At 40.2% G+C, this 26,082-nt stretch carries 25 protein-coding genes and 1 pseudogene; 12 read left to right on the forward strand and 14 right to left on the reverse strand.

Annotated features, from left to right (window positions below):
• The first annotated feature begins 68 nt into the window (after positions 1 to 68).
• Complete coding sequence (locus tag FY557_RS08425; protein WP_149246819.1) at positions 69 to 746, forward strand: hypothetical protein; 678 nt, start codon at positions 69 to 71, stop codon at positions 744 to 746.
• A 70-nt stretch (positions 747 to 816) separates the two neighbouring features.
• On the opposite strand, the gene FY557_RS08430 is transcribed toward FY557_RS08425, so the two are convergent.
• Positions 817 to 1,041, reverse strand: a complete 225-nt coding sequence (locus tag FY557_RS08430; protein ID WP_149246820.1) for a hypothetical protein — start codon at positions 1,039 to 1,041, stop codon at positions 817 to 819.
• 81 nt (positions 1,042 to 1,122) lie between these two features.
• The gene (locus tag FY557_RS08435; protein WP_149246821.1) at positions 1,123 to 1,359 is read right to left on the reverse strand and encodes a hypothetical protein; all 237 of its coding nucleotides are present in this window, start codon (positions 1,357 to 1,359) and stop codon (positions 1,123 to 1,125) included.
• A 161-nt stretch (positions 1,360 to 1,520) separates the two neighbouring features.
• Between FY557_RS08435 and FY557_RS08440 the strand changes: the two genes are divergently transcribed.
• The gene (locus tag FY557_RS08440) at positions 1,521 to 1,820 is read left to right on the forward strand and encodes a helix-turn-helix domain-containing protein (RefSeq protein ID WP_149246822.1); all 300 of its coding nucleotides are present in this window, start codon (positions 1,521 to 1,523) and stop codon (positions 1,818 to 1,820) included.
• 199 nt (positions 1,821 to 2,019) lie between these two features.
• Here the strand turns inward: FY557_RS08440 and FY557_RS08445 are convergent, their stop codons facing one another.
• The 4 genes and pseudogenes from FY557_RS08445 to FY557_RS08455 all read right to left on the reverse strand — a co-directional run bounded on the left by FY557_RS08445 (position 2,020) and on the right by FY557_RS08455 (position 5,766).
• Positions 2,020 to 3,336 carry a sensor histidine kinase gene (locus tag FY557_RS08445; protein WP_149246823.1) on the reverse strand — a complete coding sequence of 439 codons (1,317 nt, stop codon included), beginning with the start codon at positions 3,334 to 3,336 and terminating at the stop codon, positions 2,020 to 2,022.
• Positions 3,337 to 3,365: 29 nt separating this feature from the next.
• A pseudogene (locus FY557_RS08450) lies at positions 3,366 to 4,709 on the reverse strand (sigma-54-dependent transcriptional regulator).
• 15 nt (positions 4,710 to 4,724) lie between these two features.
• Entirely contained in the window at positions 4,725 to 4,853 is a 129-nt protein-coding gene (locus tag FY557_RS20540; protein WP_317131776.1) for a hypothetical protein, read from the reverse strand.
• Complete coding sequence (locus tag FY557_RS08455) at positions 4,846 to 5,766, reverse strand: YhcG family protein (protein WP_317131777.1); 921 nt, start codon at positions 5,764 to 5,766, stop codon at positions 4,846 to 4,848. The genes FY557_RS20540 and FY557_RS08455 overlap by 8 nt, the downstream gene beginning before the upstream one ends.
• Positions 5,767 to 5,994: 228 nt before the next feature.
• Here FY557_RS08455 and FY557_RS08460 point away from each other — a divergent pair, with 228 nt between their 5' ends.
• From FY557_RS08460 to FY557_RS08495, 8 genes are all read left to right on the forward strand, one after another.
• Positions 5,995 to 7,236: an efflux RND transporter periplasmic adaptor subunit gene (locus FY557_RS08460; protein ID WP_149246824.1), complete on the forward strand. Its 1,242-nt coding sequence runs from the start codon at positions 5,995 to 5,997 to the stop codon at positions 7,234 to 7,236.
• 5 nt (positions 7,237 to 7,241) lie between these two features.
• Positions 7,242 to 7,577 (forward strand): hypothetical protein, encoded by a 336-nt coding sequence (locus tag FY557_RS08465; RefSeq protein ID WP_149246825.1) that lies wholly within the window; start codon positions 7,242 to 7,244, stop codon positions 7,575 to 7,577.
• A gap of 53 nt (positions 7,578 to 7,630) precedes the next feature.
• Complete coding sequence (locus FY557_RS08470) at positions 7,631 to 8,353, forward strand: ABC transporter ATP-binding protein (protein WP_149246826.1); 723 nt, start codon at positions 7,631 to 7,633, stop codon at positions 8,351 to 8,353.
• Positions 8,354 to 8,467: 114 nt separating this feature from the next.
• Positions 8,468 to 9,601: a transglutaminase-like domain-containing protein gene (locus FY557_RS08475; protein WP_149246827.1), complete on the forward strand. Its 1,134-nt coding sequence runs from the start codon at positions 8,468 to 8,470 to the stop codon at positions 9,599 to 9,601.
• A 100-nt stretch (positions 9,602 to 9,701) separates the two neighbouring features.
• Positions 9,702 to 12,113: an ABC transporter permease gene (locus FY557_RS08480; RefSeq protein WP_149246828.1), complete on the forward strand. Its 2,412-nt coding sequence runs from the start codon at positions 9,702 to 9,704 to the stop codon at positions 12,111 to 12,113.
• A gap of 96 nt (positions 12,114 to 12,209) precedes the next feature.
• Entirely contained in the window at positions 12,210 to 14,639 is a 2,430-nt protein-coding gene (locus FY557_RS08485; protein WP_149246829.1) for an ABC transporter permease, read from the forward strand.
• An 82-nt stretch (positions 14,640 to 14,721) separates the two neighbouring features.
• Entirely contained in the window at positions 14,722 to 16,005 is a 1,284-nt protein-coding gene (locus tag FY557_RS08490) for a TolC family protein (RefSeq protein ID WP_149246830.1), read from the forward strand.
• Positions 16,006 to 16,362: 357 nt separating this feature from the next.
• Positions 16,363 to 16,827, forward strand: a complete 465-nt coding sequence (locus FY557_RS08495; protein WP_149246831.1) for a hypothetical protein — start codon at positions 16,363 to 16,365, stop codon at positions 16,825 to 16,827.
• A 381-nt stretch (positions 16,828 to 17,208) separates the two neighbouring features.
• On the opposite strand, the gene FY557_RS08500 is transcribed toward FY557_RS08495, so the two are convergent.
• From FY557_RS08500 to queG, 6 genes are all read right to left on the reverse strand, one after another.
• Positions 17,209 to 18,507 carry a cryptochrome/photolyase family protein gene (locus FY557_RS08500; protein WP_149246832.1) on the reverse strand — a complete coding sequence of 433 codons (1,299 nt, stop codon included), beginning with the start codon at positions 18,505 to 18,507 and terminating at the stop codon, positions 17,209 to 17,211.
• Positions 18,508 to 18,511: 4 nt separating this feature from the next.
• Positions 18,512 to 18,973 carry an SRPBCC family protein gene (locus tag FY557_RS08505; protein WP_149246833.1) on the reverse strand — a complete coding sequence of 154 codons (462 nt, stop codon included), beginning with the start codon at positions 18,971 to 18,973 and terminating at the stop codon, positions 18,512 to 18,514.
• 67 nt (positions 18,974 to 19,040) lie between these two features.
• The gene (locus tag FY557_RS08510; RefSeq protein ID WP_149246834.1) at positions 19,041 to 20,252 is read right to left on the reverse strand and encodes a T9SS type A sorting domain-containing protein; all 1,212 of its coding nucleotides are present in this window, start codon (positions 20,250 to 20,252) and stop codon (positions 19,041 to 19,043) included.
• A 347-nt stretch (positions 20,253 to 20,599) separates the two neighbouring features.
• Entirely contained in the window at positions 20,600 to 20,779 is a 180-nt protein-coding gene (locus tag FY557_RS08515; RefSeq protein ID WP_228451733.1) for a hypothetical protein, read from the reverse strand.
• A gap of 4 nt (positions 20,780 to 20,783) precedes the next feature.
• Entirely contained in the window at positions 20,784 to 21,461 is a 678-nt protein-coding gene (locus FY557_RS08520; protein WP_149246890.1) for a TIGR02117 family protein, read from the reverse strand.
• Positions 21,462 to 21,814: 353 nt separating this feature from the next.
• Entirely contained in the window at positions 21,815 to 22,759 is a 945-nt protein-coding gene (gene queG / locus FY557_RS08525; protein ID WP_149246835.1) for a tRNA epoxyqueuosine(34) reductase QueG, read from the reverse strand.
• A 121-nt stretch (positions 22,760 to 22,880) separates the two neighbouring features.
• Here queG and FY557_RS08530 point away from each other — a divergent pair, with 121 nt between their 5' ends.
• Positions 22,881 to 23,180, forward strand: coding sequence for a rhodanese-like domain-containing protein (locus FY557_RS08530; RefSeq protein WP_149246836.1), 300 nt, complete (start codon positions 22,881 to 22,883; stop codon positions 23,178 to 23,180).
• A gap of 32 nt (positions 23,181 to 23,212) precedes the next feature.
• Complete coding sequence (locus FY557_RS08535) at positions 23,213 to 23,830, forward strand: hypothetical protein (RefSeq protein WP_149246837.1); 618 nt, start codon at positions 23,213 to 23,215, stop codon at positions 23,828 to 23,830.
• A 393-nt stretch (positions 23,831 to 24,223) separates the two neighbouring features.
• On the opposite strand, the gene FY557_RS08540 is transcribed toward FY557_RS08535, so the two are convergent.
• Positions 24,224 to 25,006 carry an alpha/beta fold hydrolase gene (locus tag FY557_RS08540; RefSeq protein WP_149246838.1) on the reverse strand — a complete coding sequence of 261 codons (783 nt, stop codon included), beginning with the start codon at positions 25,004 to 25,006 and terminating at the stop codon, positions 24,224 to 24,226.
• 14 nt (positions 25,007 to 25,020) lie between these two features.
• A complete protein-coding gene (locus FY557_RS08545) occupies positions 25,021 to 26,010 on the reverse strand; it encodes an NAD(P)H-dependent flavin oxidoreductase (RefSeq protein WP_149246839.1) in 990 nt (329 codons plus the stop codon).
• Positions 26,011 to 26,082: the final 72 nt, after the last annotated feature.

A 26,082-nucleotide genomic window follows, 5' to 3' on the forward strand; every position in this document is an offset into this window, starting at 1 on the left:
AAAATTTTCCCGATCTTAAATAATCAGCTGAATTTTAATGAAAGATTAAATTGATATTTCAGAAAAAAATGAATGAAATTAGTATAGAAGAAATTGACGATTTTAAAATTAAAGAGCTAAGCCAATATTTTTTCGGGGCCAGCGACCTCAGCTTTAAAATTGCAGAAAAAAAAATTGGTAATTTAGATACGGAAGACTTGCTGTATTTGCTAAGGCGTTCCGTATATAAAGAAATCGCGGTTCTTCTGGCAGTCAGGGAAATGGAGAACAACGGTTTTTATGGTCATGGCTTTGATGATAAATCCATAATACAACAGGACATCCTGAAAGAACTCATCCTATTGCCGGATTATTTCTGGAATTACAACCAACGTTCCTATTGCAAACTAAAACCGTTGGTCGAGGAACACGGCATCCATGCCAGGATTTCATATCAAATTATAAAGCAGTTTTTAGAATTGGATCTTCAGCCCATCATATGGACAGAAAGTGAAATTAATCATATTGCTTATTTTGAAGTGATTGGTATATTAAGTATGTTTGAGGATGGTAAAGACAGTCTAAAGAAACTTAAAAGAGCTGTTGATGAAGGCATCGAAGTGACGTTGAACTGGAAAACAAAAATAACCCCGATCAGGAATGAATCTGATATAAAAGAATATATTATTCCCTTACTAACTAAAGATCCTGATTACCTGGAAGATTTTGAAGAAGTTATTGCTAATGAAATCAAAATACTCTTTTGATCTTTTAATAAATAGAATATGTATACTTCAAACTTTCTCATTTTAAATCTCTTTTGGCTATAATTTAAAATTACGATACCCTTTTCTCCAGCTTGACGCCGGAAACTTTTTTTGCCAGATGTGGCTGGGGCAAAGACAGAACGCTCAGAAAAGTCATATGGGTGCGGTTTCCATCTTTATCTACTTTCAAGACAAGAGAATGGCAGCACGGAGAAGCATAGAAATAGTTTTCATAACGCGCTCCGCAGATAAGGCATTCGGTAATGATGATTTCTTTTTTTTCGAAATTTTCCATAGTTATTGTGTTATTTTTTGAGATGATATCAGAACTTTTTTAATTTTTCAGGTTTAGTAGGTTAACGAAATAAAATCTCAGTTATATCTCATTCTCTACCTGTATTTTATTGAACTGGGAAACTTTGTACAGTGCATCAACTACCGGCGGATCAATCATCCGCCTGTTTTTTACCCGCCTGATGTAGGCAGGATCATGGGTATTTTCTTTAAGGATTAAATTGACGGAGCTTGTATAATGTGCAGGTAACCATTTGTCAATGAAATCAAATTTATCGGCGATTTTTTTATTGTGGTAGCGATGTATCGGTTTGCCCATACAAATAAATGAATTTTGTTTAACCTTTTTTCGTAATTTTGTGCTTGTCCGACAGGACAATTATAAAAACAAATATACAACTATATATTTAAACAACAATATATAATTTAAATTTTAACAATTATATATTGTTTATTTTAACACAAATTAAGCTACTCAATATGAAAATTTACGAAAAGATCCGTGAGTACAGCAAGGGAAAAGGTGAAACCATGAGAGAAATTGCAGAAAAATACGGAGTGACGCCACAGGCCATCCAGATGTATTTTTCAGGAAAAAATGCAATGCCACTTAATTTTTTGGTCTGGTACATTGAAGAACATCCGGAGATAGATTTATATGCGCTCTTCAGCAAAGAACACAACCAGATCGTTTCTGAGCCCAGAGCCGAATATCATAAGAAATACAGGAAACAGCATGTGATCGACCGGATCATCAATATTCTGGAGGAAGAATTGTAAATCAGGATTGCACTGGTTCTTATCTTTAAAAGACAGTACCGGAAAAGCCAGGAGCGGCTTTTCCGGTTTTTCATTTTCACAGGAATACAGCGAGATTTTATGACTACTCCATTGTGATCAATATATACAATGTTTCTGCTTTTCTTAGATAATCTTTCCGATTATTCTTGTATCGGCTTAACCTGTATTTCTTTAATGCCTATTGCATAAACCAGATCTCAAAACGGCTGCCCTGCTCCAAAGGTTTATAGTTCAGATATCCTTTATGGGCTTCAATAATACTTTTGCTGAGCGTCAGACCGATTCCCGAGCCGCCGGTTCTCGTAGTGAAAAAGGGAAGAAAAATCTTATCCTGAATTTCTTTCTGAATTCCGCTGCCGCTGTCTTCTACACTCAGGATAATCCTTTTATTCAGGGCTTTTATATCTGTCTTTATGATTCGTTCCCCGCTGTCGGAAACGGCATGCATGGCATTAAGATAAAGATTGATCAGGCACCGCTGAATCATTTTCTCATCAGCGGAAACGGTGAAATTTTCCATTGAGTTGATGATGGTGATCTGTCTCTTATCGAACTCAGGTTTCAGGAACAGCAGTGAAGATTCTACAATATCCGTCAGCGAAATTTTCCTGAAAACCGGTTTCGGCAGTTCGGCAACCTGCCGGTAATCATCTACGAAATCCAGCAGCTGCCTGGATTTGGAGCTGATGATCATCAGGCTTTCCTTCATGTCTTCCTGGTCTTCCCGGTCTATGGTTTTCTGGTTGGCAATATATTCCATATTCTGGATCAGGCTGTTAACGGGCGTAAGGGTATTCAGCAGCTCATGGGAAATTACTTTCATCAGGTTATTCCAGGCGAGCTTCTCTTTCTGTTCAATGATTTTCTGGACAGATTCGAGACTGACGATGCAGAAACGGTGCCTGACACTTTGTACTTTTTTGGTTCGTAAAGAATAAGACTGCCGTGTATTTTCGTTAATTGAAATATCGAAGAACTCCTGAGAATTTTCATATCCCGTCTGTTCGATAATCTTATAAAAATCCGGCGCTTTGCTTTCGTAGAGGCTCCAGGAATTGTATTTGGGGATCTGGAGGATTTCAAGAAAAACGGGATTTACGTAAAAAACCTGCCACCCTTCATCCTTACAGGACAGAATCATCAATCCGATTTCCATCTGCCCGAGGATTTCTTCGTATAAAAGCCTGAAAGAAGACAGGGAAAGGTGCTCTTCTTTAGTTTGATAATACAATTTTACGGCAGTATCTGTCAGGATGTCTCCTTCCGGTCCGGGAAACAGCGAAAAATCTTTTTTCATAATTCCCAGGATCAGCTTCTCCGCTTTCTGTGCCTTCTGTAAAGCAAACCGTTGTGACAGGATCATAAAGCAGACTCCGGCTAAAACAAAAAGAAAACAGTTGATCCACTTGCTTTCCAGATAAAAATGATAAGAAAAAATTCCACAGACAACAGCTGCCAGGATAAAAACAAACGGGATATAATATGTTTTATTCATTCATTTCAATTAAAATCATACATTACTGCCTACAATTCAAATTTTTCCATTCTGCGGTAAAGTGCAGCCCTCGATAAACCGAGATCTGCGGCTGCCAGGGAAATGTTCCCCCGGTGCTTTTTCAGGGCCTTTTTGATCAGGAATTCTTCCATCTCTTCGAGATTAAGGTTGACCACGGTTTTTTCAGGCTCTTCATCCTGAGGCATCAGCAGTTTCAGTTGTTTCTCACTGGAAAGAATCACGCTTCTTTCGATACAGTGGTCGAGCTCGCGGATATTTCCGGGCCATGAATAATTCTTCAATTCGGAAATCAGGATTTCATTCAGCACAAGTCCGGGTTTATGGTATTTCTGTCTGTATTTCTCCAGGAAATAATCTGCCAGCGAAGAAATATCTTCCTGCCGCTCCCGAAGTCCCGGAATCTGTAATTCAACGGTATTGATCCGGTAATAGAGATCTTTCCTGAAACGGTTTTCGGCAACCGCTTTTCTGAGGTCCTCGTTCGTGGCAAAAATAAATCTTACGTCAAGCAGCCGTTCTTTGCTTTCCCCTATTCTGGACAATTTCCGGTTCTGGATCAGGCTCAGCAATTTGGTCTGGAGATGAAGCGGAAGATTTCCCATCTCATCTAAAAATACCGTTCCGTTCTGCGCATTTTCGATCTTTCCCGCATAATCACGGTCTGCACCGGTAAAGGCTCCTTTCCTGTACCCGAAGAGTTCCGATTCAAAAAGGTTTTCCGAAAGGCTTCCGAGATCGATATGGACAAAAGGCTGGCCTTTTCTTTCCGACAATTCGTGAACATATCCTGCCAATACGTATTTCCCGGTCCCGTTTTCTCCCAGCAACAGCACGTTGGCATCGGTGGCCGCAACTTTTCCGATCTGCTCCATCACTTCCTGCATGGCCGGCGATCTGGTTTCCAGACGGTACCGATTAGGCTTCACACTGATATTCTCCCATTGGTCCAGCTTTTTGTTTTTCCGGGAAACATCAACGGCCAGATTAACGGAAGCATAAAGCTTTTCGTTGTTTCAGGGTTTTAAAATAAAGTCGGAAGCACCGTTTTTCAGCGCTTCCACGGCAAGCTCCACTTCACCGTAAGCCGTCATAAGGATAATCGGGAGCTGAGGTTCCAGCGTTCTGATTTCCTGCATCCAGTACAGGCCGTCCTGCCCGTTTTCAAATCCTTTGCGGAAATTCATATCCAGAAGAACGGCATCCACCTGATGCTCCGACATAAATTTCAGAATATCTTTGGGTCGGCTGAGACAGCTGACCGTGGTAAAAAATTTCTTGAGCCAGACCCTTGCCGAGAATAAAATATCTTCATCATCATCTACAATTAAAATATGGGCTTCCTTTTTTCGCATTTCTTTTCATTTCCGTTATAATAATTTCCGACGTTCAAAACGTTCCTTTGCTTCTATCAGTGCCTGATGAAGTTTCTTTTCCAGTTCTTTTCTCGACGGCAGCTCCGTCCAGTATTCCGCTACCATGATGCCGTCTTTATGCATTTCCAGAAGTTCTACCTGTTCTTTGCTGCTTTCGGCACAGAGAATTAATCCGATTGGTGGTTTCCTCTCCTTCTTTACGTTCGTTCTTATCAAGCCATTTCAGGTAAAGTTCCATCTGCCCTTTGTGCCGGGCCTGAAATTTACCGAGCTTCAGCTCTGCGGCTACCAGTCTTCGCAGCGAACGGTGATAAAACAATAAATCCAGGTAAAAATCTTCGCCCTCGATAATCATCCTTTTCTGTCTTTCCACAAAAGCAAATCCTTTTCCCAATTCGAGAATAAATTTTTCCAGCTCACCGAGTATGGCCGTTTCAATATCTTTCTCCAGATAACCAGCCTGCAAGCCAAGAAAATCCAGCAAATAAGGATCTTTAAATGTATTAACAGGAAAGTCTGCATTATCCGTCGCCTGTATATTCGCAATTTCAGTACGTTCAAAGGTTTTGTTGGCGATCTGTTTACGGAGATCCCGTACACTCATCGTTTCTTTAATTGCCAACTGAGCGTAAAACCGCTGTGCTTCTGCTGATTTTAAAGGAATTAAAATAAGAAAATGAGACCAGCTCAATTGTCGTGACAGTGTAACGACAATCTTTTCATCAGGAAAAAGACCGGCAAACTGCATCATTCGTCTTACGTTTTTTTCAGTAAAATTACGGCCGTAAAGGTTTTCAAGCTGTGATGATAACGTTGTTACAATCTGTTTTCCATATTCTGCCCGTTGATTCTGCAGGATTTCATCATTGATGCGTTTACCGACCTTCCAGAACAAAAGGGTAAGCGTACTGTTGGCCTGCATCGCGATCTGATGCCTGCTCTGCTTGATCAGTAAGGATATGTCTGTAAAAAGTTTTCCGTCCGGGATAATGATTTGCTTTTCGGCGGATTCTGTGTTTTTAATTTTTTTAGCCATAATTTTTAATTCATCATTTTCAAATATAAAAAATAATCCTATCAGGCTTATGAAGCTTTGACCTGAATTATTTGCAAGTTGTCCGTTTCCGTACAAAAAGTGTCCGGTAATGAACAGTTTTAAAATCATTTAAATTTCATCTGTTCTTATTTACAGCGATTTACAAAGCCATAATTCCGTGGCACTGCGATTGTGTAATTCGTTGTAATCAAAAGTGTTATCACCATTATGGATACGAAAATAGTAAAAAAGAAATCGAAACTGAAATTCACCCTGACGATTCTTGCCTGCCTGTTGATTATTTCGTCTTTCAGCGTCTATTTCTTTCAACAGAAAAAAACTTATAACGTAAAATTAGAAGATATCACCATTGATGAAGTAACGAAAGGAAAATTTGAGGATATACTGATGGTAACGGCCCAGACGCAATCCCTGCATTCCTCCCTGATTAACGTCCTGGAAGGCGGTGCCGTAAAAGAAATTTTTGCTGAGGACGGACAGATGCTGGTAAAAGGACAACCTATTGCGCAGGTATACAATCCGAATACGGAGTTTAATTACCTTAACCAGGAGACAGGTATTATGCAGCAGATCAGCCAGATGAGAAATTCACTTCTGGAACTGAAAAATCAGGAATCCGGACAGGATAAAGAATTGCTGCAAACTCAAAACGATTACAATACCGCTTTACAGAATTACAATCTTCAGAAAAGGCTGTATGATGCCGAGATCGGAAAAAAAACGGATTATGATGTGGCTTTGCAGAATTTAAATTACCAGAAACGGAGAAAATCAATCGTGGAGAAAGGCGCTTCCAACGAAAAAATCTCAAGGAATGCCCAGTTTGCGGCGATCAATAGCTCCATTAGCCAGATGGAAAGGAGCCTGAATATCCTGCGGTCCAACAAAAACAATTTCCTGGTCCTGTCGCCCGCTTCCGGAAGATTATCCTCTTTCAGTATTTCTTCGGGACAGAATCTTACCACCGGTGAAAGCATCGGTAAAATCGATCTGATGGACGGCTACAAGCTGGTGGCCAAGGCAGACGAGTATTACATCAATAAGCTTACCACCGGAATAAAAGGAACACTGGATAACAACGGAAAAGAATATGAAGTCATTATTACCAAAATCCTTCCTGAAGTGAAAGACGGACAATTTTCCTTAGAGCTGAATTTTATTGATGCGAAAGCAGAAAACCTGAAAATCGGGATGACTTTCGGAGTAAAGCTTAAATTATCTGCCGATACCCGAAGCCTGATGATCCCTAAAGGAAATTTCAGTAAAGACACCAACGGGAAATGGATTTTTGCAGTGAAAGGCAACAAAGCCGAAAAAAGAAACATCAGCCTCGGAAGGGAAAACCCGCTTTATTATGAGGTGATTTCAGGATTAAAGCAGGGTGAAAAGATAATTACTTCAGACTATAATGAGCTCAAAAAATATGAACTGCTGGATATCAAAAAATAAAACAAATGAAAAGAATAAAAAAATTAATGTCTACATCACAGGTATTTATTTCAGACTTGGGCTTTTCCCGGGAAAAGGTAGCTCAGAAGAATATTATATTTCTTATCATGATCTTTGCTGCCATCCTGGCGATCTTCAAAGCGGGCGAACCTGATTTTAAAAGGTCGGGATCAGAACGGTTTAAAAGCATGACCAAAGAAAAAACGGCAACATCTTCTGAAAGCAAAGTATTTTTTCCGGAGAATTATCTTTCTTTTGCACAGAATAAAATAAAAAGCAGAATGCATACAAGCAACTCCGGGAGAGAGGATGAACCTGTTCAGGTCACAACAAAATGGTAACCCGGAAACTTCTAGGTGATGAAGGATGTGTAAAAAATAAAAATTAAATAACAATGATCAATATTCAAGAACTTTCTAAAATTTACAAAACGGAAGATGTACAGACCCATGCCCTCAACAAAGTGAGCTTACATATTAAAGAAGGCGAATTTGTAGCCATTATGGGACCTTCCGGTTGTGGAAAGTCTACTTTCCTGAACATTCTCGGGCTATTAGATGATGCTTCTTCAGGATCCTACCGATTTGCCGGTACGGAAACGCTGGGGCTTAGCGAAAAGAAAAAATCGGACCTCAGAAAAAAGAATATCGGGTTCATTTTCCAGAATTTTAATCTGATCGATGAGCTTAATGTTTATGAGAACATCGAGCTTCCCTTAATCTATAACGGTGTTTCATCATCCGAAAGAAGAAAACGGGTGGAAGAAATTATGGAGAAGATCAACATCAGCCACAGGACAAAGCATTATCCGCAGCAGCTTTCGGGAGGGCAACAGCAAAGGGCAGCCGTGGCAAGAGCGCTGGTAACAAAGCCAAAACTGATTCTGGCCGATGAGCCTACCGGAAACCTCGACAGCTCCAACGGAAACGAAGTAATGAATCTCCTGGCCGAACTTCACCGTGAAGGCTCGACGATTGTCATGGTGACCCACTCTTCTTATGATGCAGGCTACGCTTCAAGAATCGTCAATATGAAAGATGGTGAGATCTTCTCGGAGCAACATGCCGACCAGAGAAAAGACCTGTTTGAAAAAGCAGACGCCGGGGATTTCAAATAAAAAACAAACAATACATCCAATAACCTGAATCATTAATATAAATTTTATTTTAAACTCCTCTGTAATCGGAAATCGAATATTTACAATCAGTTTAAAAACAAATAAAGCTTACCAATGAAACCGCAAATTCTTATTTTCATTATAGCCGTCTTGCTTACCCAAAACCTGTCGGCACAAAGCAAAAGACTCCGCATCGTTAAAGCGAATTCTGCAAATGTGGATATCAAAGACGATCGAACTTTAAGAAAAAATGCCTGGAAAATTGTTCCCGAAGAAAAGCTGGATGTCTATACTACGTCTGCAAAGAAAGTAACTTTTTACACCGATATCGATTCCGTTTCCTTCAAAATCGATCCTAAGATAGGAACCTACGATTTCGTAATCCTGCTTAATGGCAAAGATTCTGCAAACACGAGGATCCAATACCAGCCTTTGAGACTGGATATGCTGAAACAGGCAGAGAAATACAATTATTCGGACAACCGTTTTGTTCCGAAATTCGGTTATCAGCCGCAGGACCATCCGGATCTCCTGAAAATCAGAAAAGACCTGAAACTGGATTCCATTGCCGGAAAAGGCAGTGAGCTGAGCCAAATCTTCAACCTGATGCATTGGGTGCATAACCTGGTAAGGCATGACGGCAGCAGCAACAATCCGACTCTGAAGAATGCCATTGACCTCATCAAGGTGTGTAAAACAGAAAACCGCGGCATCAACTGCAGAATGCTGGCCACCATCCTCAACGAATGTTATCTTTCCATGGGCATCCCTTCGCGATATATTACCTGTATGCCGAAAGAAACAAATTTCGACGATTGCCACGTCATCAATATGGTGTACAGCAAAGAACTCAGCAAATGGATCTGGATTGATCCTACTTTTGACGCTTACGTAATGGATGAAAAAGGAAACCTGCTGGGAATCCCGGAAGTACGGGAACGCCTCATTAAAGGACAGGGACTGGTTCTGAACGCTGATGCCAACTGGAACCGCGAAAGCATGCAGACCAAAGAACAATATCTGGAAAATTACATGGCCAAAAACCTGTACCGCTTCCAGACCCCTGTTGCCAGTGAGTACGATTCTGAAACCTGGAAAAGCGGGAAGAAAATTGCCTATGTCGAGCTTCTGCCATTGGATGCATTGGTGCAAACACCTCAGATGCAGGAACAGATCAATAACAATACCGGCGTACAATTTACTTATTATAAGACCAACAACCCCAATCTGTTCTGGGTAATACCTTAAAGAAAAGCAAAACAAAACGTTCTTTTCATATATCCGAACCTTCAGGATCCCGAAACGGAATCCTGAAGGTTAACAAAAGTATATTCAAAAAACTAAAGCTATGCTCAACAACTGGCTCAAAATTGCCTTTATCCATTATAAAAAAAACATGCTTTCCACGATCATCAATCTATTCGGATTAACGATCGGACTTACAGGATTTATGCTGATCCTGATGCATTGGAACGATGAAGAATCCTATGAAAAATGGAACCCGAAGAAGGATAGCATCTATTATTTTCAGGGTTATTATAAAAAGGATCATCTATACGGTTCTGCCATCTCTTATCCATTCGCTGAGGCTGCCCTGCAAAATATTTCCGAAGTTCAGGATTATGCATTGTTGTTCAGCTATAACATTTCCTATAAAATGTCTTCAGCAGACAGGACTACATATCAGCAGCACGGATTAAGCACTTCCAGGAATTTTTTCAATCTGTTCCCCTTTCCTCTGGTAGCAGGAAGCTACAAAGATGCACTGAAAAATGACAACAGTATGGCTATCTCTGTAACTACGGCAAAAAATCTTTTCGGGAAAACCGATGCGGTAGGAGAAACCATCACCATCAATAATAAAAAATATATTGTTTCGGCGGTATATGAACTGCCGGAAGGCAACAGCCAGATAAAACCGGAGTTTGTAAAAATTGCTTCCGAAGAGCTGAAAAATGATAAGGAAAATTGGGGCAATTTCAATTATGGCGGTTTTTTCCTGCTGAAAAATGGGGCTGACCCAAGAAGTTTTGAAAGAAAATTTCAGGACATCATCATGTTCCGTGCTAAAAGAGATGCCAAGCCGTTGGGAATAAGTCCGCAGGAATACATCAGATTATACAGTCCTTCATCTGCATTACTGACACCCCTTGATAAAATGAAGCTGCACGCAGAAATGACCTGGTTCGGGAAACCCGATTTCAAAACCCTGATGATCCTGTTTACGCTTTCCGTACTCATCGTGGTTTTATCGGCAATTAACTTCATTAATCTTAAAACAGCACAGGCTTCCCAGAGAGCCAAAGAAATAGGCGTAAGAAAAGCAACCGGAAGTTCAAAACAGGCATTGGTTATCCAGTTTCTGATGGAAACTTTTATGATCTGCCTGACTTCTTACGTTTTATCACTTGCTTTAACAGAAATCCTTTTGCCTGGCTTCAATAAGTTTTTTAACAAAGAAATCGTCATGAATGATGCAGCAATCTACCTGTATTCCTTCCTAATGGTTGTTGCCGTAACGCTGATTTCAGGATTGATACCGGCCATCTACCTTTCCAGTTTCAAGGCTATTGAAACGCTTAAAGGCAATTTTGCACGGAGCAAGCAGGGAATATGGCTGAGAAACGGAATCCTTACTTTACAGCTTATTGTTTCATCATTTTTCATTATCGGCGGGCTTATTGTCAACCAACAGGTAAAATATATGATCAATAAAGACCTGGGCTATAACGGCAGCCAGGTATTCCAGATTAACTTCAATACCTTTGGAGACCAGCCATGGCTGAAATATGAAAGGCTGAAAACCGAACTGGCAAAAATTCCCGGCGTAGAAAGCATCTCGTTCTCGGAGATACCTCCGGGCGATGATAACCGCAGCAGTTCCAATATGGATTATATAAAGTCCAGCATTAATGCAAGACATGGGGCCATGGATTATAATTATCTGCCTTTTATGGGCGTTAAGCTTATCAAAGGTAGACTGCTGAAACCGGAACTGGCTTCGGACAGCGTGGACAAAGCTTTGGTGAATGAAGCTTTTGTAAGAAAATTCGGATGGACCGACGAGCAGGCAATGCAAAGGGAAATCAGGCCCGGATTCGACAATAAGCCTTACCGTATTGTCGGAATTGTAAAAAATTTCAATATCGAAAGCCTGAGAACAGAAGTAGATCCCATAATATTTTTCCACTATAAAGCAACTTCATGGAAACGCTATAATGTGGAAAAAATCCTGCTCAAGCTGAAATCCGATGATATCGAAGGTACCGTAAAAAGGCTGAAAGCCCATTGGCAGAACAATGTGGAACCCGGCTATCCTTTTAAAGCCTATTTTATCAATAAAAATTTTGCAAAGACTTTCGAAACCTATCAGAAACAGCAGACGCTTTTTACCATTCTGAATGCCATGGTGCTGGTGGTTGCGTTGCTGGGGCTCTTCGCTCTTTCTTCACTGATGATCGGTCAGAAGCTGAAAGATGTGGCCATCAGGAAAACATTGGGTGCATCGGACAGCATCCTGATCCTCGGTTTAACCAAACAGTTTCTCCTGATTACTTTGATTGCCGTACTGATCAGCATGCCGGTCAGTTATTACCTCATGAACGAATGGCTGAAAGACTTTGCTTACCGAATCGATATGCCGGTTTTCCCGTTTCTGCTGAGTATGATTCTCCTGCTGGTTCTCACATTTGCTGTGGTAAGCATCAAAGCATACCAGGCGACCAAAGTAAATCTTGTCAAATATCTCAAGTACGAGTAGAACCGTAAGCCGGATACTGGAGAAACCGCTTTAAAAACTTCAGCCTTCCGGTACCTGTCACGAACACCATCATTCATACTTTATCAATTATCATTTATGATTAAAAACCGTCTCAAAATAGCCTTTATCAATTACCGGAAAAACCTGCTTTCCACCATTATCAATATCCTGGGATTGAGTGTCGGGTTGTGTGTTTTCCTGTTGGTATTTATACACTGGCAGGACGAGAAATCGTATGAACAGCATAACAAGAATAAAGATCTTATCTTCCTGGTGGAAAATGAAACCGGTGATTTCGGGAAAATGGTGGTTTCCGGGTATCCTGCACTGGCTGTTTCCAAAGAAAAATTCCCTGAAATAGAGGATTTTGCCATTGCCAATTTCTGGGATATTTACAAAGTAAAATTGAATGCGGGAAAAAGATCGGCTTATGTAGCTTCCTGCAGGGCTTCGCAGTCCTATTTCGATTTTTTCCCACTTGAAAAAATTGCGGGTACATTTAGGAATGCCATTAGCGATAGCCAGAAAATGGCCATCTCCGAACAAACGGCCAAGACCCTTTTTGGTGACGAATATAAGGAATGCATAGGCAGGACCGTGAAGATCGATGATTCAGAAGGGAAAAATTATATAATCACGGCAGTTTACCGGGTGCCTTCCGAAAATTCCATCTTTAAGCCGGATTTTATTATGAAACATCCTGATATAGGCAAAAAAGACCTTTCCTGGACGAATTACAGCTACGTAGGATACTTCAAGATAAAACCGGGTACCGACATTGAAAATCTGGAAAAAAAACTTTCAGACCAGATGGTCCTGCAGGAAAAAATAGCTGCGGAAAGCTGGGGCGAAAAGTATGACAATAAAAAGAAGGCCCGGGTATTTCTGACCCCGATATCCAAAATGAAGCTGGATGCCCGAAGTGAAGGAATAAAAAAGGGCGACAAAAAATCCATCATGATCCTTCTTGGCTTATCTTCGCTGATTCTTCTGTTGTCGGGCATCAACCTGATCAACCTGAAAACGGCCCAGGCTTCCCAGCGCGCAAAAGAGGTCGGCATCCGAAAGGTAATGGGCAGTACCCGGTCAGGTCTGGTTCTTCAGTTTTTGCTGGAAACATTTATTCTTTGTGCAGCGGCCTATCTGCTTGCTTTTGCTATGGTTGAACTGTTGCTCCCCGGTTACAATACATTCCTCGGCAAAGAAATAAATCTCAATAATCCGGAAATCTTTATTTACAGCGGCTTACTGCTGGCGGTATTTTCGTTGGTTTCAGGACTGATCCCGGCCCTCTACCTCTCTGATTTCAAACCTGTCAATACCCTGAAAGGAAACTTTGCACGAAGCAGAAGCGGAGCTTTGCTCAGAAATTTTATTTTAACCCTGCAGCTTATTATTTCGTCTTTTTTTATCATCTGCTCACTGATCATTCATACACAGGTAAGCTATATGATGAACAAAGACCTGGGCTTCAAAGGCGATCAGGTAATTTATATTCCTTTTAAAAAGATAGACTGGAAAAATGATTTTAATTACAAAAAATATGTCCTTTTAAAAAGTGAGATCTCAAAAATGCCCGGTGTAGAGGAGGTTACCGGCTCAGTGAACGCCATCGGAATGGGCATTGCAAATTCTTCTACCGTGAGAAATGCCGCAGACACTACAAAATCCGTACAGAATGTTATTTTAGGAGCCATTGATTACAATTATTTTTCCTTTTACCAAATGAAATTTGCTTCCGGCAGAAATATCAATCTGCGTCTTGCTTCGGATACCGCTTCAGGAGCAATTGCCAATGAAGCCTTCATCCGGAAAATGGGCTGGAACAAAGAGCAGGCTCTGGGTAAAGAAGTTTTTCCGGGATGGGAACAAAAAAAGAAATATAAAATTTTGGGCGTTATTAAAGACTTTTATATGAACGGTGTCGACAAGCCGATTGAACCGATTCTTTTTTTTAATTACGATAGAAATTGGTCCAAAAATAACATGGGAAACATACAGATAAAACTTTTAGGCAACGATATCAACGGAACGTTGGAACGAATCAAAGAATTCTGGACGACCAAAGGCGAACCGGGGTATCCTTATGATTTCGAGTTTGTGGATAAACAATTCGCCAAAACATTTGAAAAATTCCAGAAGCAACAAACCCTTTTTACCACTTTGAATATGGTGGTTTTAAGCATTGCCCTATTAGGACTGTTTGCTCTGTCATCATTACTGATCGGGCAGAAACTTAAAGATGTGGCCATCAGAAAAACGTTGGGTGCCGATAGAAAAACAATTGTCTGGGATTTAACAAAAAGATTTCTGCTGATCTGTATGATTGCAGTTTTGATCAGCATTCCTTTTGCCTATTATGCAATGAACGAATGGCTCAAGGATTTCGCCTACCGAATCGATATGCCGGTTTGGCCTTATGTTTTAAGTATGCTTTTATTGCTGGTCCTAACCTTTCTGGTGGTCAGCTTCAAGGCGTGGTATGCTACCCGAATTAACCCTATTCAATACCTTAAATACGAGTAAAGCCGGATAGTGGATGCAGGAAATTTTTTAGAATTCCAATCAGACTTTTCTCATCAGTATCACCTATTCAATTCATTCAATCATGAAAAAGTTATTCTTTATATTATTAATTAACTTTCTTCCGGCGCAACAGAACTGGACGCTGAAGCAATGCCTGGATTATGCTGGGGCAAACCATCCGCTGGTAAAACAGTCTGTGGTGAACATTCAGAAAAACGAAAAAAAGGTATCTGCTGCCAAAGGAATGCTGCTGCCGTCTGCCGATGCAGGAATCAATCACAATTATAATTTCGGGAACGGCATTAATCAGGAGAATAACCGGCGGGAAGCCATCAATACCCAAACTGATAACCTCTATGCACAGGTGAATTGGGAACTGATGAACTGGAGAAATTACCTGAACATCTCTTTATCCAAAATCAATAAGGAAACTTCGGATTACCGGATGAAGCAGACCGCAAATGAAGTTAAAATGAATATCATCCGGATGTTTTTCACTTATCACAACAGCAAAAGCAGGCTGGAAGTATTGGAGACGCAACTGTCGGGAATTGAGAACCAGATCAGGCGTACCGAAAAAGAAGTGGAAATCGGAAACCGGCCGAAAAGCGATATATACGATATAAAAGCCAACCTCGGAACCATGCAGGAACAGTGGGTTTCTGCCCGGAACCAGAGAGACCTCTCCAGGATTGACCTGCTCAATGCCCTGGCCATTACCCAGGACACCCTGGATTTTGTAATGCCCGAAGAAAGTCTTCCCGATTCGGATTTCAACGATTCCCGATTCGTCCGTAATCTCCTGGAAAAGAATCCTGCGTATCAGGCCATTCAAAAGGAAATCGAGGCACAGCAGAAAAATGTAGAAATTGGCAGATCAGCATATCTTCCGGCTTTAACAGGTTCCTGCATTTGGTCGAGCTTCTATAACAGGATTCTGGAAAAACCTGCTTCCGCCTTTACAGACCAGATCAGAGACAACAAAAACCGGCAGATTTCTTTCGGGTTAAGTATTCCGGTATTTAACAAATTACAGGTAAAAAGCAATATTGAAAATGCCAAACTGAATGTCATCAATTCCTATTACGACAAAGAGATTATTATCAACAATCTTACCCAAAACATCAATTCCATCCGGGTACAATTTCTTAATGCACAGGAAAAGTACAGGCTTCTGGAAGCCAATTTCGAAAATCAGCGGCTGTCGTTTCAGAAGTCGGAGGAAAAATACAAAGAAGGATTAATGGATGCCTACACTTTTTTCGTCGTAAGAAACAATTGGCTACAGGCCAATTATACCCTCATCAGCAGTAAAAACGAAGTAATTCAGCAAACGGAGCTGCTGAAGGTTTTGGGAAATAAATGATTCATAATTTCAGCCGGTCATAAATCTTCTAATTCCTGCTCTATATTCATTTCATTATCATTATATATATTTATTCGTCAGCCCTCTGCAATGCGTAGAGGGTTTTTAGTCCTATAGAAATTTTGAATTATTTTAAATAAGAGACCAAGTATTTTCAGGCAACGAAATAAACAGCTGATTAACATATATTTACATATTAATTTAGAAAAATTTAATTATAAGTACATGAATTGTATTAATAAAATTATTTTATTGCTTTTCACAATTTATTTATCTTCGCTTTTTCAAAAATCGTATATTAATCTTTACTTTTAAGAAATAATAACTATGCCGCTCAGCCCGCACAAACTGATTCCGATGACCGATTTCGTGATAGAATATTATTCTCATGAGGGATATGCGGATCTGCAGACCCTGAAACTGATGAATAATTATGCAACGTTTCTGAAAAAACCGTTGACGTTGGGGATGTTTGTTCCGGTGGATGAAAAGGGAAATATTCTGAAGGAACCTAAAAATTACACTTCCTGGAAATCTCTGAAGCATAACAAAAAAGGATCTGCCGGCAATGCAGAAAGTGCGGTATTTGAAGAATATAAAGTGTATCAGAAAGCTGAGAGAAAATGCCTTTTTGAAGGCTTTACAATTGCCTATAATGGCTATTCGGTGGTGAGAATTGTTGCTGAGTATGACAAATCGATAGAATTATCTTTCAATAAAAATGATAAGTCATTTCAAAGCTTTAACGACATAGAATCATTGACACGTTTCGGCGAAATATATCTGAATGGCGCTGCTTTGAAAAAAATCGGAATTCAGTGATCATTATCTGATAAAATGATCTTCGTTGATCAATGAGATAAACTCGGACATATTTTTGTTGGAGTTTGAAAAAAAAGAAAGTTTTTTGACAACTTTTTTAATAACCGGTAAGTTGAGGATTTGCTTAGCCATAACAGATGTTTTTAAAATTAAATGATTTTCGCGACCCTTCAGGCTCGTATGGATTATTTCCCCCTTAAGTCTCTTATTCTGAATAAACAAAGTCTGTACCCCTTTTAAAAAACTTGCAATAATTAACATAAATAAATTATGCATCTGATAAGTTTATGATTTCTGAAAGATTTTAACAGATGTTTATAAAGATAAAATTCCCGCAGATTCTGAGCATCCGTGGGAATTTAAAATTTTAATAATCTAAAATTATCCTTTTACCGCTTTACCATATACTTCCAATGCACGCTTCCGGGCAAAAGTATGTTCTACGACAGGTTCGGTTTTCAGATCTTCTTCACTGAGCCATTTTTTGATGTATTTCTGATCCTTATCGAATTTTTTGGTCTGCTCTGCCGGATTAAAGACCCTGAAATATGGTGCCGCATCACAGCCACAGCCCGCCGCCCACTGCCAATTACCGTTATTGGAAGACAGTTCGTAATCCAGAAGCTTTTCGGCAAAATAGGCTTCTCCCCACCTCCAGTCGATCAGCAGGTGCTTGGTCAGAAAGCTGGCCACCACCATCCGTACCCGGTTGTGCATAAACCCTACTTCATTCAGCTGCCGCATTCCTGCATCAACAATAGGATAACCGGTTTTGCCTTCGCACCAGATCTTAAACTCCTTCTCATCATTCCGCCATTGGATGTTTTCGTATTTACCTTTAAAAGGATGATTGATTACTTTTGGGAAATGATAGAGAATCTGCATGAAAAATTCCCTCCAGATCAGTTCGTTCAGCCAGATTTCGTTATGCTCCGATGCATAATTGACACACTGTCTTACGGAAATCGTTCCGAAACGGAGGGCAACGCCCAGGTGGGTTGTATGATCCATACCGGGATAATCCCGGTACGTACCGTAATCTTCAATAATTGATTTTTTCAGGTCCGGTTTTTCATCTTTAATAGCTGTCTTTTCGAATCCTATATCTTTTAATTCAGGAAACTCCGGTGCAGAATAGGGTAAAAACTGAGAAAAGTCGGTTTTGTAAATTTTGATTTGATTGTCTTTCAGAACTTCTTTCCATTTTCTGGAATACGGTGTATAAACGGTGTAAGGTTTACCATCCTTTTTAGTAACCTCGTCTTTATGAAAAATTACCTGATCTTTAGAAGATTTCAGCTCGACATTCTGTTTTTTCAGAAACTCAGCGACTTCTTTATCACGCTGTATGGCTCCCGGCTCGTAATCCTCATTGCAGAAAACAGTATCAACTTTAAAATCTTTTGTCAGCTTTTCGAACACGTCTAAAGGCTTGCTTCGAAATGTAGTCAGCCCGCTTTTGTGCTTTTTCAACTCCTCATGAATGCCTTTCAGTGCGCGATGGAAATAGTCTACCCTCTTATCCGATTTGTTTTCCAGCTTATCAAGAATCCCGGTATCGTAAATAAATACAGGCAGCACATCCAATCCCGATTTCAGGGCTTCTGAAAGTCCGCAATTGTCTTCGAGCCTCAGGTCCCTTCTGAACCAGAAAATGTTTATTTTTTGCTTCTCAGACATTCCTTTATTTTTGATTGAACATTTTTTCAAGAACCTGATAGCGGTAATCAAAAATACCTTCCACCTTTTTCTTCACCATTACGTTGTGGGCAATTTCTCCCAGAAAACCCAACGGTAATTCGTAATCCACCGTGTCTTTCATCAGTATCCCCTTATCATTTTCGATAAATTCGTGGAAATGATGCCACAGTTTGTAAGGCCCCTGTTTCTGGAAATCCGTAAAGCTCTTCCGATCGTCGACGTGAATGATCTCGGTCTGCCATTTCATTTTTATTCCGAATAAAGGTGAAACGAAGTAATCAATGATCATTCCTTCATAAATTTCATCGTTTTCAAATTTTGTCAGTACAATGAAATTCATTTCTTTAGGGGTTATTTTTGAAAGGTTACCAGCAGAAGAGAAGAATTTCCAGGCGGTTTCGATATCACAGTCGAGCTGCTGTTCACGGTAGAGTCGGTGTTTCATTGATAAATTATTATATTTTCTTCATTACAAAAATAAAACCGCTTCTTTCGAAACGGTTTTAAAATTATTACTTTTTAATAAAATTGAAAGTTTTAAAGCCAACCTGTATAATATATGAGCCTTTGACAAGCTTTTCAATATTGATTTTTTCATTTGAAGAAATACGTCCTGATGAAATCCGCTGTCCGGCGAGGTTGTATATTTCATAAACTTCATTCGCAGATATTCCTGAAAGCTGAATATAATCTGCCGACGGATTAGGATATACTTTAATCTGTTCTTTTGCTTTATTGGTTTCTCCTGTCGAAAGCGTCGAAGAAAAACTTAAAGGAACATTGTAATCCTGTACGGAGGCTCCGTTGGACTGTGCTATTCTCCACATAAAATTATATGTACCGTAACTGGATGGATTTGTAATAAGTCCGGACACTATAATCTGAACCTGAGCTCCTGCTGGAATGGAGATGCCGGGGTTTGCCCCACCGGTAGACAATTGGATTCCGGATGCCCATGATCCCCCTACACCACTACCAAATGATGCACTACAAGGATAAGCGGTTCCGTTTACCTTGAAAGTCACATACGAATTGAGATTTGATCCTCCGGAAACAACAGGGGAAATAGATGGATATCCTGAAGGCAGCCAAAGATAAAACACATTCGGAACAGAGGTCCCAGTTCCAATAGCCTGTGAAGTTGTATAAGTAAATGTATAGGCCGAAGGCTGTCCAAGAGTATTGTTATTTACCGTTACCGTTGGCGCAGCAGCCAAACTAAAATTCAATGGAGAACTGAAATTCTGTACAGTGGCCCCGTTGGCCTGTGATGTTCTCCATGTAAAGTTGTATGTCCCATAACTGGATGGATTTGTAATAAGTCCGGATACTGTAATTTGAATTTCTGCTCCTGCAGGAATAGAGATTCCAGGGTTTGCCCCACCGGTAGACAATTGTATTCCGGATGCCCATGATCCCCCTACACCACTACCAAATGATGTGGTACAAGGATAAGCAACACCATTTACCTTGAAAGTGACATAAGGATTGAGATTTGATCCTCCGGAAACGAGAGGAGATATGGCAGGATATCCTGAAGGCATAGATAAATAAAATACGTTTGGAGTGGATGTTCCCGTTCCGATGGCCTGTGAAGTGGTATACGTAAATGTATATACAGCCGGCTGTCCAAGAGTATTGTTGCTTACCGTTACCGTTTGTGCAGTAATCCAATTAAAATTTAATAATATCCCCAGAATTAATAAATAAAAATGTTTATTCATAAATATAATTTAAATATTTTTTTTGCCAATTTTAAAATTAGAAAAGCCTTTATCGATCGGACTTTACGACGATTAAAGGCACGCAAAAATAGTATTTAAACAGTAATTTTTAAAACATTTAATTTAAAAAAATCATGGAAAAATGTAATATCCACAACCCTAGAAATTTATAGTATTTATTTTTTTAAATCATACTTAATAATGAATTAAATGCAGTATGAGAAAGTCTCATCATCTGAAGGTATTTAATATGCTGCTGTATGTCCGACAGCTTTTAATACGTTATAAGTTTGCAAAGACGTTTTAAAACAAAATCAGATCTTTGATCATTTATTTGAAGTTTAAACTTAATTATAAATCCACATCAGCACAGGTTTTCCGGACTTCTGAAGTATCGGATCGATTTCTTTCATCGCATTGTTGGAAACTGTCGGACAACCCCATCCTTCCGGGGAACCTTTTGGAAAGACCTCCTTATCACTCATCAGGTTCCAGGAATGGAATACAATGAAGCCTAAAAACTTCACAGGCTTATTTATAATGAAGGAAAATCCCATAATCTGAAGGCGTCCACCATGCTGCTTTCTGCCCGGCAGCTTTTAAAGCATTATTCGCCCAGGTATTACAGGTATCCAGGAAGCTGTATTTACCGTTAGCGTCGTAAAAAGCATCGTTGTTTCCATACACGGCGTCGGTAGGAACCAAAATATAGTTTCCACCGGCATCTTTATCAAATTTTTCATCAACAAATTTCACCAGATCTTTATATTGATTCCTGCTGACCATGATCATTTTACAGTCGTCACCTTCTTTCATCGTTTTATAATAACTGCAGTGCATGGCCGATTCGCTAAGCCAGAATGCCGCTTTGAAAGCCGTTGAAAACTTCAGGTCGGCCCAGGTCGGTGTATCGAGATAAAAGCCCTTATCGCCCCACCCGATCCCTACAAACTGGTAACCGGTTTCTTTGGACTTGGTGTTGCTGAACGGGATTTTTGTGCTCCAGTCATGCAGATCAGTCTTTACCGGCATGACGATATCGGTATGAACACCATTGGTATAAATGTAAATCGGGATTTCTTTTTTCTGCCCGTCATCCTTTGCCGGAACTTCTATAAAAGGAAGGAAATATCCGGCGGCAACATAAACCACAATAATTCCCAGAACAATCCCCAATGTTTTCAGAATCAGCAGAGCCATTTTTTTCACCGTCATGTTTGATAATTTAATAAAATTTAATGTGTAATTTTTCGCAAAAGTATTGGTTTCAATTGAAATTTTTGTTAAATTTAAATACAAATACTTCACAAATATGCAGAAAAACTCCAAATCCAACAAAAGATTTAAAATCAGAGTAAAAGTCGCTCCAAAAAGAACTCAGAAAAAACGTTGATTTTCGGTGAGAAGAAATCTCCCGGAGGTCAATTTTTCTTTTAGAGCAGTGGCTTAGTACCTTTAAATCTTTACCTTCTTAAAATTATACTTTTAAGAATGGCCTTTTAACCGCCTTTGCCCGGAACTTCCATTCTTCCGGATAAGGCCGTATCCGCAAAAAACAACCTTCAACTTTTATCTGAAGATCGCTCTAAAAACTCAATATTACGCTTTAGGCCGGCGAATTTTGTCCTTTTTACCGGAGACTTCCGGAATATTTCGGAAAACAGTTCCTGCGTCAGTTCCCTCCACTCCCCTTTTTTAAAGTTCTTTAAATTTTCATTCGGCTTGAATTTGCTCTGCTGATGCGGCGCTGAAAAACGGTTCCACGGACAAACATCCTGACAGACATCGCAGCCGAACATCCAGTCGTCCATTTTATCTTTAAAATAATCCGGAATCGAATCTTTTAATTCAATCGTAGCATACGATATACACTTGCTTCCGTCGACCAGCTTTTCGGAAACAATGGCATTTGTCGGGCAGGCATCGATACATTTCCGGCAGGTTCCGCAATGATCTGTTGTGGGGTGGTCGGGAATTAATTCCAGGTCACAGATGATTTCTGCCAGAAAGTAGAACGATCCGCTTTGCCGGGTAATCAGATTAGCATTTTTACCGACCCAGCCTATTCCTGATTTTCTTGCCCAGCTTCTTTCCAGGACCGGCGCGGAATCCACAAATACCCGGAACCCGAATTCCCCTATTTCTTGCTGTAGTTCAGACACCATGTCACGCAGAATATCTTTGATGACCTCATGGTAGTCTTCCGCGTAAGCATATTTTGAGATCTTAAAATTCTCAAGGGTCGAAATTTTTTCTTCCGGGAAATAATTATACGATAGGGAAATTACCGATTTTGAACCTTCTACCAGTAATCGCGGATCCAGCCTCTTATCGAAATAGTTTTCCATGTACTTCATTTCGCCATGAAAATTGTTCTTCAGCCAGCTTTCCAGCGGGCGGGCATCTTCTTCAAGAAATTCCGCTTTGGAAATTCCACAGCTTTGGAACCCAAAACTCCGGGCCTTGGCTTTGATCAGCTGTGAATATTTTTCTGCGGTTGAATTCATCTTTTTTACATTGCAAAACTAAGATTATTTTATAAATTTGTTTGGACTTAGGCCGATCGATTTGCTATATGGGTATTTTCGGGAAGCCGTAAGTAATTTTAACATTAAATATTAATACATTATGTCTTTATCAGAAGTTTTAAAATCAGGAAATTATCAGTTAATCGACGTTCGCGAACCTATGGAACTGGAAATGGACGGATCTATAGAAGGAGCTAAAAATATCCCGCTTGGTGAAGTGGAAGACAGACAGGAGGAGATCCTTTCGATTGAAAAACCGGTAGTGATCTTCTGCAGAAGCGGAAACAGAAGCGGAAAAGCATTGGAATATTTAAATACGCAAGGTCTGAAAGACGGCTATAACGGCGGAGGCTGGGCTGAACTGAAAGCAACCATTGAAGCAAATCAGGGAACTTTTTAAAAGTTCCTTTTTTTATCTGAAAAATGCCGGATATGAATTTACAGGAAAGGTTTACCCGTCAGTGTCTTAAATTTACAAATGACCCGGAGCTGATCGGAAGTTTATGGGCAGAAATTGATAAAAAATATACTGCAAAAGGAAGACAATACCATAATCTGCTGCATCTTGAAAATATGTTTTCCGAGCTTGATGCCGTAAAGAATTACATCGCAGACTTTTCAATCGTCACCTTCTCCGTTTTCTATCATGATGTCATTTATGATGCCACTTCAAAAAACAATGAAGAAAAGAGTGCGGAGTTTGCAGCATCAAGGTTGGAAAGGATGAATATCGGTCAGGAGATGATAAAGAAAGTTTCGGAACAGATTATCGCTACAAAGGCTCATCATCAGTCTGATGATCCTAATACCAATTATCTTCTCGATGCTGATCTTTCGGTTCTGGGAAAAGACCGGGAAACCTATATGGATTATACCCGGAAAATAAGGAAAGAGTATTCCATCTATCCTGATTTTTTATATAAACCCGGAAGAAAAAAGGTATTGCAGCATTTTTTAGAATTGGAAAGCATCTTTAAGACCAATGAATTCAGGAATGCCTATGAAGGTCAGGCAAGGGGAAATCTTAAATGGGAGATTGAAAATTTGTAGGGGTTAAAGTCAATGGTGAATTCTGCTGTGCAGGTGAGTGGTTAATTTTTACTTTCAATAAAAATTGACGGGCGAAGCGGATTAACAATTCACTTTCTAAAAAACCACCCCGTCAAAAACTCCTTGAATTTTCGGCACCCCTCCAAAATCGGAGGGGAATTACGGTTAAGGATATTTAATTCACAAGATGCAAGAAATTTGACGTCGCCAAATTTTCACATCGCTAATACCAATACTTAAAATTTATTTTTTAAAATCAGCAATACTCAATTTTATCAAAGATAAATCCTTGCGACTTACAACACAAAGCATTCAAAAACCTCTTGCAGCTCTGCGTTTTTTCAATATTCGCAATTTACGATTGACCATTAAGAATCGAAGCGGATTCACCTTTCACCCTTTACCTTTCAGAATGCTGTTGATAAAGCCGGTGGCTTTTTCTAAAACAATTTCCGGAACTTCTTTATGGGGCGTGTGTCCGACGTTGGGAATAATGAATTTTTCGGATGCTCCGTTTACCTGCGAAACGGTTTTTTCAACCTGATCCAGCGTTCCGTATTCGTCATTGGTGCCCTGGATAAAAAGTAATGGTGCAGTAATATTTTTGAGTAAAGATTCGATATTCCAGCTTCTGAAACGGTCGCTGAGCCAGATTTCCGTCCAGGCCCTGACCATCATTTCCGTTTTATCGCCGTGGTATTTTGCAAGACGTTCAGGAAGATTGGTTGTTTGATAATCTTCCGACGCATCCCTTACACCTTTTACGGTGATGTCTTCCACAAAAATATGCCCGGCTTCACAAATAGTTGCCCTTATCTTTTCAGGGTATTTTGAAGCAGCGATCAAAGCAACGGTCCCGCCGTCACTGTGACCGAAAAGGATGGTATCATTTATTTCCAGCTCATCTATCAAATCATTCAGCAGGTCGGCTTCGGTTTCCATGTAATTGTTTTCCCTTTTGTGGGTAGGCATAGGAAAAGATTTTCCGTAGCCCAGCCGGTCATAGACGAGCACATTGCATCGGGCAGCTTCGCCTAATACAGAAGGAAAATCCCTCCAAAGCTGCGTGCAGCCCAAAGAGTCGTGTAAAAAGACAATTGTCGGCCTGCTTTCAGACAGATGGTGGTATTCGGTATAAAACTTTTTTCCTTTTACATCAATAATTCTAGATTCCATTATCTTTAATCCGGTTACAAACTTGGATTAGCGGTATTGTTGAATTCTTCCAGTAAATTTCTGAAAACCGTTTCCACGGGCAGTACCTCATTGATCAAAGCGGAAACCTGGCCGATTTCCAGTTCGCCCTCTTCCATATCGCCTTCAAACATTCCTCTTTTAGCTCTTGCACGGCCTAAAGAAGCGATAAGCGATTCTTTGTTCCTTCCGGTGTTATAAATGTCTTCCAGCTCGTTAAAGAATTTATTTTTTACCATTCTCACCGGCGCAAGTTCTTTCAGGGTTAAATGGGTATCGCCTTCGTTGAGTTCGGTGATCTTTTGTTTCCAGTTTTCGTGTGCACTGGCTTCTGTAGTCGCCGCAAAACGCGAACCGATCTGAACGCCGTCTGCGCCCAAGATCATGGCTGCTTTCATTTGGGAGCCTAAAGCAATTCCTCCTGCTGCGATCAGGGGTTTGGAGATATGTTTCTTTACATTCGGGATGAGGCAGAGAGTCGTAGTTTCATCCCTTCCGTTATGGCCTCCGGCTTCAAAACCTTCTGCCACCACCACATCTACTCCTGCCTCTTCGCATTTGACGGCGAATTTGGTAGACGAAACAACATGGGCAACCTTTAATCCTTCTTTCTGCAAAGTTTCAGTATAGGTTTTCGGGTTTCCGGCAGAGGTAAAAACGATCTTTACGCCTTCTTCCAGGATAATGCTGATGACTTCATCCAGGTTTGGGTACAGCATGGGCACATTTATCCCGAAAGGCTTATCTGTAGCCTGTTTACACTTCCTGATATTTTCTCTCAAAACATCGGGGTACATGCTTCCGGCACCGATCAGACCTAATCCGCCGCAATTGGAAACCGCTGAAGCGAGCCTCCAGCCGGAATGCCAGATCATTCCCGCCTGGATAACGGGATACTGGATGCCAAAGAGTTGGGTAATCTTATTTTGCTGCGATTGCACGTCGTGAAGCTTTTTTGCTGAATTGAAATCTATAAAACTGCTCATGATGTAAAAATAATAAAAACACCGGTTACCGGACAGTTTTAAATAAAAAAACCTTCAGAAATTCTGAAGGTT

Origin of the sequence: Chryseobacterium sp. SN22 (assembly GCF_008329705.1) — a bacterium.
In the GTDB taxonomy this organism is placed as follows: Bacteria; Bacteroidota; Bacteroidia; order Flavobacteriales; family Weeksellaceae; genus Chryseobacterium.